Below are 13,685 nucleotides of genomic sequence, written 5' to 3' on the forward strand. Positions count from 1 at the left end.
GATTTCGCTCGTAGCCGGAGTCGCAAGACTTCGGTATTCACCAGCGAATCTGAACTCTTGCGAGTCCAGCTACGATGGTCACCGAAGCTACGACTCCCAATCAGCCAGCTTCTTCTCCAACGCCTCGAGCCGCGCCGTCACCTCGTCCAAACGCGATTGGATCTTGTCAATCCGACCCTCGTTGGCGGCCGAACCTGGTGCGGTGGTTTCCTTGGCGGCTGATGCCGACGTCGGATCGCTGGCGGCTAGCTTTTCGACCTTGGCGGCCAAGTGCAACCGTTCCGTCGGCGTGTACAGACAATGGGCAAACGTCTGTCCACGTCCCGGCGGCGTGATCGCTTCGACGAGTCCTTTTGCGATGAGCGAATCAACTTCGGCTTGCGTCGCGGTCAGATCAACAAACGGATGCATCCGATTCGCTCGCGTGCGAATCTCGCCCAAGGTTTGTGGACCTCGCAACAACAACTCGGTCATGATCGCCGATCCAGGGCTGTCGATGTCGAACCACTCGTAGGCAGCGTGACGGTACTTTGTCACCCGGCCGCTGCCTTGAATTTCGCGAACTGCGCCGGCTTCCCGAAGTTCATCGAGGGCTCGCAGTGCATCGCCCTCATCGACGTCCATCTTTGGATCTCGATTGGATTTCTGGTTGCACCCGGTAATGATGCCGGCCAAGGACAGCGGATATCCGTCAGGGGTCGTTTTGGCTTTCTCGATCAACACACCAAGCACCCGGCGAGCGACCGCCGTGATCGGCTTGGCAGCGACGGTGTTCTCGGGATCGGATTCGGCGGGGTTAGCTTCGTCGGTCATGAGCGGGGTGGGGAGTGAAGAGTGAAGAGTGAAGAGTGGGGAGTGAAGAGTGAAGAGTGAAGAGTGAAGAGTGGAGAGTGGAGAGTGGAGAGTGGAGAGTGGAGAGTGGAGAGTGGAGAGTGGAGAGTGGAGAGTGGAGAGTGTGGGTAGTGGACGAAACCCCGCACTTCGCGATGCTCAGAGTTTAGCATTGGGGCGGTGGATGCGTGAAGTTGGGGCCGATCTGGGAAATGTTGGATGCTCGAGCATTTTTTGGGCGCATCACCCTCTCCGCTAGGGGCACTTCAGAGGTATCATCAAACTGAAGCAACGCGAGACCAATCATTACGCATTCTGCAAGTGGCGGCGACTTTCAGTCGCCGTTTCAGGACCTGGCGACTGAAAGTCGCCACCACCGACGATTCTCGTGATGCTATGCTGAACCCATATTAAAGGCGTGCTGGAGTCCTTTCGTTGAATACATTCATCACTATCGCGGTCATCATCGCCGTCACTGTCGCCATTTTGGCTTTTGTGGCGATTCGTTTTCCCCGACGCTTCGTGCGCGGACTCTTTCGGCCGTTTCTCGAATTGTTTTATCGCGGTCGCACCGTCGGGCTGGAAAATCTTCCCGCCGAGGGCGGATGTTTGCTCGTTAGCAATCACGTTTCGTGGATCGATGGAATCTTGATTTTGTGGTTGTTGCCCCGCAACGTTCGCTTCGTCGTCGACGGCGGTAATTTCAAATCAAAGCTTGCCGATTACCTAGCATCCGCTTTCGATACGATCCTGATGATGGGCGGTCCCAAGTCGATCGCCGGTGCCATTCGCTCGGCTCGCGACGGGCTCAACAACGGCGAGATCGTCGGAATCTTTGCCGAGGGCACGATCACCCGCACCGGACAATTACAAGCCTTCAAACCCGGCATGACGAAAATCTTGCAAAAGACAAACGCTCAAGTCGTCCCCGTTCACATCGAAGGCATGTGGGGTAGCATTTTCAGCTTCAGCGGCGGGAAGTTCTTCAAGAAATGGCCGGAGAAATTCCGCCGCACGATCACGCTGTACATCGGCGAACCGTTGCCAGCCGACGCGCCGCTCAGCCTGGTGCGAACGCGAGTTCAAGCACTCGGCTCTCAAGCCCAAGTGGACAATCGCAATGAGTTTCCGGTCCTCGCTTCACGAGCGCTGCGAGCATGGCGACGACGCGGCAAACGCTTGCAAGCGGCCGACACGACGGGTGTCGAAGCGGGCGGACGGACGTTGCTGATTCGCACGTTGGCGCTGCGTCGATGCATGCGGCGTGAGGTGTTCGCCGACGACGAGAAGTACGTGGGTGTGTTGTTGCCGCCGAGCGTCGGGGCCGTGGCCGTCAATGTCGCTTTGGCCGCCGATCGCCGGATCAGTGCGAACTTGAATTACACCGTCACCAGCGAGGTGATGAATCACTGCATCGCCGACATCGGCGTCAAGCATGTTCTGACCAGCGACAAGTTCTTGGAAAAGATCGACGTAAAGCTAGACGCCGAGATCGTTTCGCTCGACCAACTCAAAACCAAGGTCTCCACAGCCGACAAAGTCATCGCCTTTTTGCAAGCGACGATCGTCCCCGCTTGGTTGCTCGACCGTATGCTCGGGCTGCACAAAATCACCGCCGACGACTTGTTGACGGTCATTTTCACGAGCGGCTCGACCGGAATGCCCAAAGGCGTGATGTTGTCCAACGCCAACATTAGTCACAACGTCGACGCGATCGATCGAGCGATCCGTTTGAACGCGGAAGACGTGGTCGTCGGCGTGTTGCCGTTCTTCCATTCCTTTGGTTACGCGGTGACCTTGTGGGCGGCGCAAACACTCGGATGCGCCGGAGTTTATCACTTCAATCCGCTCGATTCCAAGCAGATCGGTAAACTCACCGAACGTTACAAAGCAACGGTCTTCCTTGGCACGCCGACGTTCTTGCGAGGATACCTGCGTCGGGTCACGAAAGAACAATTCGCGTCGCTCGATGTCGTTGTCGTCGGTGCGGAGAAAATGCCACCGGATCTGTTCGATGCGTTCGAAAAGAAGTTCGGCGTTCGTCCGGTCGAAGGCTACGGAACGACTGAGATGAGTCCTCTGGTCAGCGTCAACATTCCGCCCTCACGATCGCAGGCGAAGTATCAACCTGACTGTACCGAAGGTAGTGTCGGGCGTCCGATGCCGGGCGTTTCGACCAAAATCGTATCGCCCGACGACGGAATCGAGATGGGCACCGGCGAAGATGGGCTGTTGCTCGTGACCGGCCCCAACCTGATGTGCGGATACGCCGGACAAGACGAATTGACCGCCAAAGCCATCGTCGACGGATGGTACAGCACCGGGGATATCGCGCACCTCGATGCCAATGGTTTCTTGCACATCACCGGCCGACTGAGCCGATTCTCCAAGATCGGCGGCGAGATGGTCCCGCACGTGCGGATCGAAGAAGAACTCGCGAAGTTGCTGTGCGAAGGCGAAGACGATGATCAACTGAGGGTATGTGTCACCGCCGTACCGGACGAAAAGAAAGGCGAGCGAATCATCGTATTGCATACCGCCACCGCACGGACCGTCGACGAGCTGCGGGATGGATTGAAAGCATCCGGATTGCCGAACCTGTTCATTCCCGGAACCGAAGGGTTCATCGAAGTCGAAACGATCCCGCTGCTGGGTACCGGTAAACTTGATTTGAAAGCCGTCAAAGAACTCGCGCTCACAGAAACGTCCCAGGTCGGGCTCGTTCAGGAGTAAGCACCGAACTTTCAAGTAGCGAAACTCGCCAAGAGTTTCGGAAGCACTCGTCAATCACGGAAAGTGTTGGTGACTTTCGCAAGTTCTCAACCCAAAGATTAGATTTTACCGCCACCTAGTGCTTTATCCACATTTGACTTTAGGGTGTCAGCAACGTGGCTCGACGGTCCTCCGTCGAGAATCACGGTGGGGACCACCGTGCCAGGTTTTAAGCAAACTCTCATATTAAATCTTGACGAATCACTAGTGAATTGAGAACTTGTGACGTCTCCCTAGTTTATTCGGGGTGAAAACTTTTTGGGCATTTTCTTCGGGCGATCGGCCGATAACACTCTTGCGGTGTCGGATACACCGCATGGAAAAAATCCGTTATCGTTTGACTTCAACTCATTCGATGACGCTTCAGGCCAGGGAAACGGCCCACCTTCCGTTCCCCCTTCATTGTCGACTCGCATCCGAGCGGACGACGATGAAACTCTCATTGCCTGAGGTTCGAAACATGAACGTAGACGCTGTTCACACCGCATTCGGTGTCGCCTTCACATTCATCTGGTTGTTGGTTGGTCAGATATTGGTCAATGGGCGTTGAGGTGATCTGGCAATTGAGTTGGGAATGCCGGGTCTTCGCTATCGCTTCGACCCAGCCTACTCTATTGCACGAGTCCTTCGGTGACTTGAAGGAACACGTCCTCCAAGCTCTTTTTATGAGATTGAACTTCGGCGATGGCGAAACCTTGTCCGACCATCCATGCGACCAGTTCGGCTTGATCGCGGACGTCACCTTCGAACTCGAATCGAATGAGTTCGCCGTCGACGATGATTTTGCCCGGTTCGGCTGGGGGACTCCCGTCCGCTGTTGTACCTAACTCAACGGCGAGTCGTGTGGGCAAGTGAATCTTTAACGCAGCGGCGGCATCTTCGGCTCGGTCGAGAACGCGGACGATGAGTTCGCGTGTTTGATTGCGTTGACGTTGAATGTCGTCGACACTTCCGGTTGCGAGCAACTGCCCTTGTTCGATGATGCCGACGCTGTCGCACATCTCGGCCAGCTCGGTCAGGATGTGACTGCTGATCAAGATCGTCTTACCTCGATCGGCCAACTCGCGGATCATCTTTCGCAATTGAATGCGGGCTCGCGGGTCCAAGCCGGCTGCCGGTTCGTCGAGGATCATGACCTTGGGATCATGTACGAGTGCCCGGCCCAAACACAGGCGTTGCTTCATGCCTTTGGACAACCCACGAATCGGTTTGTCCTTCATGCCGACGGTGCCGGTAAAATCAAGCACCCATCGGAGTCGCTCGGTCCGTTCACGGCCGACCAGCCCATAAGCTCGCGCGAAAAAGTCCAGATACTCTTCGCAATTGACATCGCGATAGGTTCCAAACGAGTCGGGCATGAATCCCAACCGACGTCGCACCAACTCCGGATCATTGACGACCGAAAAGCCGTCGACGAACGCATCGCCGAAACTCGGCAAATCGAGCGTCGAAAGGATTCGCATGGACGTCGTTTTGCCCGCCCCGTTGGGGCCGATGTACCCGAACACGTGTCCGCGAGCTACTGAAAACGAAATGTCGTGAACAGCTTTGGTCTTGCCAAAGTAACGAAACAATCGACGCAGCTCGATGCAGTCTTCGCCCTGAGTGTGAACACCGGCGATCATGGCAAGTTCCCCATCACGTAGTGGATGCTTTCGGTCGCCACAGCACCGTCGACCGCGATCGCGTCGTCGGTCAGTTCGGTTAAGCAAAAGAAGCTCTTGCGAGGTAGCTTGGATCCGAGTTGCATTCGCATTTGCAGTTCGAATTCAAAAATCCCGTCGGTCGGTTTAGCGATCGTATCGAGCTGGTTGACTTGGTCGCTGAGCAAATCGAACGATTCTCCGCTGTAGTTTCGCGCTGAGTTGGTTTGGTTTTGTCGGCGGTCGACGATCGAGCTAACTAGCCATTGCCGCTTGTACATTTCGCCCAGCCGTTCGGAAGCTTCCTTGTCGGTCAGTTCGGACGCGGTCGTCGTTTGTCCAGGAGCAATCTCATCGACAAAATAGTAATCGCCCCGATCGTCGCATACCAAGACCTCGGTGATCGACGTAGCGAATTCGTTGCGTAAGCGGATCGACTTGAGTTGGTCGGCATCGGTGTTCCCCGAATCGTTTGCTTGGTCGGATTCGTCTGCTTCGACTACCACGCGACCGATCTTCGGTCGGGGGTGGTGGGTGACGAACTGGCGTTGTTGGCGACTGGGCAAGAAGTCTTGATTCAATCGGATGTCGTCGTCCGTCACGACAACTTCGCCTTGGGGTTGAAAACGGTCTTCAAGACGTTCTTCCCAACTGCGTTGTTGATTGTCGGGATAAAACGTCACGTCGGCGTCGCCAGGAAACATCAATCCTGCCGAGGGGCGAATCCCGGCGAAGTACGTGCTGCGTGTACGAGTGATCGCGTTTCCGGTCTCGCCGTCAACCCACGTCACTTGGCGAATCCGAGTCTGGGTGCCAAAGCCGTCGGCAATGACACCGTAGACCAACATCGCCAGGGTCGTCGCGATCGCGAGGACTGGCGCGATAGCGAACATCAGGTAGCTGCGTCCGGCTTTGGCGGTTTTGCGGTAGGCGACCGGTCCGACCAAGATGACAAACACACCGAGCAGCCCCATGAACGTGTAAACAGGGGGCTGCGCGACGCCGGGAATCACCCATTGAAAAAAACGAGAGCTGCCCAGGATCGGTTCGACACCACTGCGTGTCAAACGATGACGTTTCCAACCAGCGAGATACTCGGCGGCGCTCCACTGCAGCATCTCGATCGCCGCATCAGCGTCCTGCTGGCCCAGATGGATGATGGTCCCGGCGAGGTTGGTTTCCGAACGAACGCCGTCAGGAGCAAGGACCTGCGTGGGTGTGTATCGCTGGAGTGAATCGGTAATCATCCGAGCGCCCTCTGGAAACCATTCTTTCCATTGGCCAACTTGTTCGTCTGATAAATTGGCGTATTGGATGAGAGATTCAAATTGGCGATCGTTCGGTTCGTGGTATTGTCGGAAGTTGCCCGCCTTGCCGTCCAATGCGATCCAGGCCGACTCAATCGCTTCGGGTGATGGAATCGACCCGATTTCCGACGCTTGGGACGAAGCGACGCGTTTAGCAAAATCGGCGACACTGCCACCTCGGATAATCAAGGTGCCTCCGCACTGGTTCCACGATCGCAAGGCGTCAGCCGATGGCGAATTACTTTGAATAAGTCGATCGTATTCTTGACGATGAATGACAACCGTATCGTAGGCAAGATAAGCAAGCCAACTTTCGGGCAAGTCGTTTGGTTCTACCGCGCTGACTTGGCGGGTACCGGTGAGTGATTCGACGTTATCGATTCGGTCAAGCCACTGCTGTGGTGATTCGGTCGCGAAGAGAGTTTCGGGTTGATCGAGCACCATGAGATGCTTGATCGAATCCGAACGTGAAGATTGATCGGCGTCACTATTGACCCATAACAAACGAATACGACTTTGTTCCATCGTATTGAGGTACACGGCCGATTCGAGGTACGAAATGGCTTCGCCGATCGTCGCCTCGCAATCGGGCAATCGACGACCATCTTGGAACACTTGGATCTCGTAAAGATTTCCGTAGGAAGACTTTGGCGCGTGTCGGGACAAACGCATCCGCTGAGTTCCTTGCGGGATATCGATCGGCAATGAAACGATGACGGCGGCTTGCGGAGGAGAGTGCCCTTGTGGTTTAGGGGTCAATCGAACCAAAAACGCTTGATCGGCCGTAGTCGGACCACCGGTTGACGCAAAATCGATTTCGATCCGCATCGTATCGGCACTCAGATGCGGGGACGCCTGAACCTTCATCGTCCAACCGAGTGCGTTCTTGGGTTTCGTCGGTAGACGAACCGTCATCGTTGGATTTGGATTCAAGAACGTCGCCACGCCAGTTTGCTGAGCCGACGCGGTTTGTTGAGTCGACGCGGATTGTTGAGCCCACGCGGGCATGGCAAAGGCAAAGCCGACCAGCATGACGCCCCACAAGCTCCGATTCGCACCACTCATAGTTCGGGCTCACGGGGTTTGAGCAATTGGGGCGGCAGTTGATCTTTGGCGAACGGGTTGCCCTCACGCGTGTTGTCGAAACGACCGATCATCATTCGCGCCGTGACCCATGACAACAGAAACGCAACCGATGACAGGAAAAAGAAAAGAGCAAGTAGCAGCAACGCGACAATGACGGCTTTGGCGAACGTCGCCCCATCGCCGGCCGAACGGGCGACCGCCGCGATGATGGCCGCAACGAACGTCACCAGCATGACGGCGCGGAACGAAACCCGAGGCAACACACGACTGCGGACAATCGGGTCCATCGAAGAAGGGGCGTGGGACGGCATGTCAAACACCAGGACAAGGAAACGAACAGACGAGGCTAACAGCTTAGCGAATTAAAACGCAGGCGGTAGCGAGTGAAGAGTGAAGAGTGAAGAGTGAAGAGTAGGCTGGGTCGAAGCCGCTTCGGCGTAGACCCGGCAGCCAACAGCCAACCGCCAACCACCAACCAACAACAACCAACAACCGCTACTTCGTTGGGCGATGGGTTTCGAACGTCATTTGCGAACTTTGCTTAAGATCTTTCATCGCCTGGACGGCTTCGCGGTAGAGCGTCTCTTGCGCCCGAACCGGTTTTTGTTTCTTCGAGACGCGGATTCGTTCGTACGAGCCGTCCGGTTGCATTCGCCATGCGTTTTGATTGTCGCGGAAGTATAACTGCAAGGTCTCCCGCAGTTTCTTCCGGATCTCCGGCCCGTTGACAGGAACGAGCAACTCAACACGACGGTCCAAGTTCCGAGGCATCCAGTCGGCACTGCTGATGAAGATCTTGTGGTCACCGCCATGGCGGAAATACATCAACCGTGCGTGTTCAAGAAAACGGTCAACGATCGAGATCACTTCGATCGTTTCGCTCAGACCTGGGATGCCTGGACGCAAACAGCAAACCCCGCGAACGTTCAATTGGATCTTCACGCCGGCTTGGCTGGCTTCGTACAACGCATCAATGACTTCGGTGTCGACGAGTGCGTTGAGTTTCGCGATGATCTCGCCTCTTTGACCTTGCTTGGATCGTTCGGTTTCGCCACGGATCATTTCCAAGAGCGTCCGGCGAAGCGTCAGGGGCGCGATTGCGAGTTGTTGAAACGGTTGCGGCTGGCTCGCGCCGGTGACCGCATTGAAGAACATCGTCGCATCGGTGCCGAGCGATTCGTCTTTGGTTAATAAGGAAATGTCGCCGTATAAATTCGCGGTGACTTCGTTGTAGTTACCCGTGCCGAAATGTACGTAACGAACCAAACCTTGAGGTTCTCGGCGGACGATGATGCAGACTTTTGCGTGCGTTTTCAAACCGCGGATGCCGTAGATCACCTGCACGCCGGCCTGTTCCATTTCGCGGGCCCACTCGATGTTGCGGGCTTCGTCGAAGCGAGCCTTCAGTTCAACGATGGCGGTGACGTATTTGCCTCGTTCGGCAGCCCGGATCAGCGCCGCCACGATCGGACTGTTTCGGCTGGTCCGATACAGAATCTGTTTGACCGCCAAGACGTCGGGATCGATCGCGGCCTCTTCGACCAAACGCACGACCGGATCGAACGTTTCGTAAGGATGCATCAACATGATGTCCCCCTCGGCAATCGACGTGAACATCGTCTCGTCGGCCGCGATCGCGGGTGATCGCTGGGGTGGCCACGGCTCATCGCGCAGCGACGAGAAGCCCTCAAGTGAATGGAGCCCGAATAGATACGTCAAATCCAGCGGTCCATCGATTTGAAACACGAATTCGGGATCGACGTAGAAGCTTTCGATCAGGTAGTTGCGGATCGCGTCGCTCGAAGACGCGTCCATTTCCAAACGGACGACGTCGGAGAGTCGTCGGCTCTCGAGCACCTCTTCCATACCACCTAACAAATCGCCCGCGCCGTCTTCTCGCAATTCCACGTCGGCATTGCGGGTGATCCGGAACGGTTTGCATTGGATGACTTCCCGGCCGGGAAAAAAGTCATCGACGAAGTGCGTCACGAGGTCCTCTAGCAACACGTAGTGATAACTGTTGTCACCGCCGGGCATCGCGCCGGTGGGCCCTGATTTGTCGGCCGGCAGAGGCACAATCCGCGGCAAGGTGCGACCGAGCGGAATGACGGCGAATTGTGGTTCGAATTCTTGATCGGCATCCGTGTTCGGCGAATCACCGGTCACCACTTTCGTCGTATTCTGCGGAGCCAACTCGGCAACGCCACGCAGTTGCACGCACAGATGAATCCCCAGACCTGGCAGCATCGGGAATCTGCGATCATGCAAGGCTTGGGGCGATAGGACGGCAACGACGTCCCCACGGAAATGACGTTCGGCGGCCGCCAACGTGCGATCACTGCATTGATTCAAATCGACACGTGTAACTTGCCGTTCGGCAAGCGACGGCTGGATCTCGTTTCGCAAGATCTCGTATTGTCGAGTGACGTGTCGATGACACCGGCGGGCGACCGCTTGCAGTTGCTCCGAAGCCGTCAAGCCAGCCGGATCTCTCCGCCCGGCTCCGCTTTGACCTTGTAGTTTTAAACTCCCCACGCGGACCATCACGAACTCGTCCAAGTTCGAGCCGGTGATCGCAAGAAACTTGGCGCGTTCGAGCAACCGCACCGACGAGTCACTGGCCTGATCCAAGACACGCGAATTGAACTCCAACCACTCCAATTCGCGGTTGAGATATCGTGGTAGAGGATCGACCGGTTGCGACGGAGTCTCCGAGGCGGGGCGAGCGACTTTCGGTTTGGCGGTTCGACTGGCGGGCAAGTAAAGGCCTTAGGAAGAGTTAAGGGTGAAGAGTTAAGGGTGAAGAGTGAAGAGAGGAACTTGGGGTAGCGAAACTCGCCAAAAATTTCGACTTGGTCTGCTTATCGTCGAGAGACTTGGCGACTATCGCTGCGGTCTCTTCTTAACTTTGGCTGTTGACGAATCACTAAGTGCCTCTCACAGCGACGTCGAGCGGCTCGGGGGCTGGGCCTTCCGGGTTAGCTGGTTCTTCGGTCTCAGGGGTTCCTAATAGAATCCGGAAGGCTTTGGGATAGAAGTCTTTGCCGTAGGTCATCTCGCCGCCTTGGTGGCCGACCGCGCCGACCATGCCGGCGACGACCAACAAACCGATCTTCCAAACCGACGTTAAGCGTGAACTTTCATTCTTGACCGAGATCAATGCGATGATCGCGAAAATCGTCGAAAGGACAGTGACGATCACGGCGGACCAACGATGCCAAAAAATCTCCGCATCGAAGTCGAACCGATTCCAAGAGCCGTAACCTTTTTCCACGCTGAAGGACCAGCCCATCAAGGTGGCTACGATCGACGTGGCAGCACCGATCAACAAACACGCCATGGGAACTTGGGTTCCGATAGCCGGCCATTTCCATCCCAAAACGACGAACAAGGCACCGATCAACAACAATGCGATCGGGAAGTGAACCGTGGCAGGGTGCAGAAACCCTTGGAAAGCCCAAACGCGTCCGACCAAACCGAGTTGGCTCGCGCTGGCGACGTCATCGACGGGCAGCGGAGCCCCCGATCCGTCGAGCATCGCGTCCTCGGGCCAGTCGGCACCCTCGTTGATCCACAATTGCACCAACGCCAATTCGGCCGGCGTCAGCGGACCGCCATGACTGCGGGGCGGCATCAACATGTCGTCGTCGTCGGTGGTTAAATAATCGACAAACAGAGTACTCGACTCGGCGTCTTCGGCCTCGACATAATCAAAAACCAGATCCGGATCGTCGATTCTAAAATCATTTTTGGCGTCGTCGGGGCCGTGACATTCCAGGCAATGCTTACGAAAAATCGGCACGATGTCCCGTTGAAAACTCACCACTCGCCCTTCTTCGTCCAGCGGCATCCGAGCGACCGGGGCCTCGGCAGCCGTTTCGGGGGCGGCGCAGGCGAATTGATCAGCGAGGCAAAACAGGGCGACCGGAATCGCCAAAAGGGTTCGAAAGTGATCGGGAAGCATGATGAGAACTCAAGGCGGGGAAAGGCAGGAGCGGGGCGGGACCGCTGAGACAAGTGGAATCTTGGAGGCTGAATCTTGAAGATCGCCCGGTCCATCCGCTCGACTGCGGCCCGTTCATTGTACCGTGAAAGCCCGGATTCAACCAACCTGTGTTTTTGGCGGAGTGCGCCGGCAAGATTAACCCCCATGGCTTGTCTTTACCCAGGTTTCGCGGCTGCGCTGTGAAACGTGATGTCTGAAAACTCAACGACATGCCTGTCCGAATGTGTCATGAAACTAACCGGAGGTTGATGCACCTGAGGCGACCGCGATCATCCCAGAGCCGACGGGGTGGATCGTCGTCCAAGTGAACGTCTCGACGCCAACGTGTCCAGGCGGCCTCAGGCTTTTGAACGGAGTTGGTAATGATCATTGTTGAGAACGCAGCGTGGGTGAACAATCGGTTCTCGCCCTGCGATCTAAAACACAAGAAGGTCACCCAGCCCTTCGGACTGGGCTGGGCAAACGGATGGACCGTTGGCCCGAAAACCGCACTGACCTACGCTCGCTTCGCCGAAAGGCGTGGTACCAAACTTGCGCAACCTAAAGTCGCCGCAACCCCAAATTTTCAGCGGCCCAGTGTTATCCCAAGATGTCTTTAACGACATGGGTTTCTTCCACACCGGTGAGGCGTTGTTGGAGGCCTTGGAACTTGAAACTAAGCCGACGATCGTCGATGCCCATTTGATGCAAGATCGTGGCGTTGAGATCGTTCAAGTGAACGGGGTTCTCGGTGATGTTGTAGCTGAAGTCGTCCGTTTCCCCGTAGGTCATTCCGGCCTTCACTCCGCCGCCGGCCATCCACATGCAAAAATTTCGAGGATGATGATCCCGGCCATAATTATTGTCGGTGAGCGTGCCCTGCGAGTAAACCGTCCGGCCAAACTCGCCGCCGAACACGACGAGCGTGTCTTCCAACAACCCGCGTTGTTTCAAATCCCGAATCAATGCCGCAGTGGCTTGATCGACATCATTGCATTGGCCTTGAATGAGCTTGGGCAAGTTGGCGTGTTGATCCCAGCCGCGATGCAAGATTTGAACACAACGAACGCCCCGTTCGACGAGTCGCCTTGCCAGGATCGCGCTCGACGCGTAGCTGCCTTTGCGATGAACATCGGGGCCGTACATGGCTAGCGTTTCTTGCGATTCGCCAGACAGGTCCGTGAGTTCTGGGACGCTCGATTGCATTCGGAATGCCATCTCGTATTGCGAGATTCGCGTTCGCGTTTCAGGGTCGGCGTATCGTTCGAAGTTTCGCTCATTGAGTTGCCCGAGCGCGTCGAGCATCCGGCGACGGTCCGATCCGTTAACGCCCGGTGGATTCTGTAAATACAAAACCGGGTCACCGGCACCGCGCAATGCCACGCCGTCGTGACTGCTTGGTAAAAATCCGCTGCTCCACATCCGTGTGAACAGCGCCTGCGCTTGGCTATCTTTGGGGAACGTCGGTGTGAAGACGACGAACGCGGGTAGGTCGTTGCTTTCGCTGCCGAGCCCGTAGCTGAGCCACGAACCAAGACTGGGTTTGCCCGGCACTTCACTGCCCGTCATCACAAACGTACATGCCGGGTCATGATTGATCGCTTCGGTGTGGACGGACTTGATCATCGTGATCTCGTCGGCGATCGAATGCATGTGCGGAACGAGGTCGCTCATCCACATGCCGCTTTCGCCACACTGTTTGAACTTGAAAATGCTCGGCGCGACCGGCAAACTCGATTGGCCGCTGGTCATCGTCGTGATCCGTTGTCCGTTGCGGACCGAATCGGGAAGTTCCTTCTTAAACTGATCCACCAAACCGGGCTTGTAGTCGAACAGATCGAGCTGCGAAGGCGCACCATTCATGTGCAGATAGATCAGTCGTTTCGCCTTGGGCGTGAAATGCGGCAAGCCGGGTAGCGGCGGATGAACGCGATCGATCGCGGCGGCGGAAATCTCTTGTTGCGATAGCGCGGCAAGTGCCACACTGCCGATACCCAGACCCGCGCCGGCAAAAAACTGACGTCGGGTGAGATGGTTTTGATATTCGATGATGGGATTCAT

The 13,685-nt window shown here is 56.2% G+C and carries 8 protein-coding genes; 1 reads left to right on the forward strand and 7 read right to left on the reverse strand.

Translation table 11 applies throughout. The features are described 5' to 3' along the window. Positions 1-87: 87 nt before the first annotated feature. Positions 88-813 carry a YceH family protein gene (locus Pla100_RS05610; protein WP_146576726.1) on the reverse strand — a complete coding sequence of 242 codons (726 nt, stop codon included), beginning with the start codon at positions 811-813 and terminating at the stop codon, positions 88-90. 453 nt (positions 814-1,266) lie between these two features. On the opposite strand from Pla100_RS05610, the gene Pla100_RS05615 reads away from it, so the two are divergent. Then, complete coding sequence (locus tag Pla100_RS05615; RefSeq protein ID WP_146576727.1) at positions 1,267-3,564, forward strand: AMP-binding protein; 2,298 nt, start codon at positions 1,267-1,269, stop codon at positions 3,562-3,564. Positions 3,565-4,214: 650 nt separating this feature from the next. Here Pla100_RS05615 and Pla100_RS05620 read toward each other — a convergent pair. From Pla100_RS05620 to Pla100_RS05645, 6 genes are all read right to left on the reverse strand, one after another. After that, entirely contained in the window at positions 4,215-5,228 is a 1,014-nt protein-coding gene (locus Pla100_RS05620; RefSeq protein WP_146576728.1) for an ABC transporter ATP-binding protein, read from the reverse strand. After that, the gene (locus Pla100_RS05625) at positions 5,225-7,618 is read right to left on the reverse strand and encodes a hypothetical protein (protein ID WP_146576729.1); all 2,394 of its coding nucleotides are present in this window, start codon (positions 7,616-7,618) and stop codon (positions 5,225-5,227) included. Before Pla100_RS05625 ends, Pla100_RS05620 begins: the two co-directional genes overlap by 4 nt. Further along, entirely contained in the window at positions 7,615-7,950 is a 336-nt protein-coding gene (locus Pla100_RS05630; RefSeq protein WP_146576730.1) for a hypothetical protein, read from the reverse strand. The genes Pla100_RS05625 and Pla100_RS05630 overlap by 4 nt, the downstream gene beginning before the upstream one ends. 184 nt (positions 7,951-8,134) lie before the next feature. Then, positions 8,135-10,399 (reverse strand): polyphosphate kinase 1, encoded by a 2,265-nt coding sequence (gene ppk1 / locus Pla100_RS05635; RefSeq protein WP_146576731.1) that lies wholly within the window; start codon positions 10,397-10,399, stop codon positions 8,135-8,137. A 166-nt stretch (positions 10,400-10,565) separates the two neighbouring features. Beyond that, positions 10,566-11,603 carry a c-type cytochrome domain-containing protein gene (locus Pla100_RS05640; RefSeq protein ID WP_146576732.1) on the reverse strand — a complete coding sequence of 346 codons (1,038 nt, stop codon included), beginning with the start codon at positions 11,601-11,603 and terminating at the stop codon, positions 10,566-10,568. 621 nt (positions 11,604-12,224) lie between these two features. Continuing rightward, positions 12,225-13,685, reverse strand: a complete 1,461-nt coding sequence (locus Pla100_RS05645; RefSeq protein WP_146576733.1) for a DUF1501 domain-containing protein — start codon at positions 13,683-13,685, stop codon at positions 12,225-12,227.

Origin of the sequence: Neorhodopirellula pilleata (assembly GCF_007859915.1) — a bacterium.
Classification (GTDB): Bacteria; Planctomycetota; Planctomycetia; order Pirellulales; family Pirellulaceae; genus Rhodopirellula; species Rhodopirellula pilleata.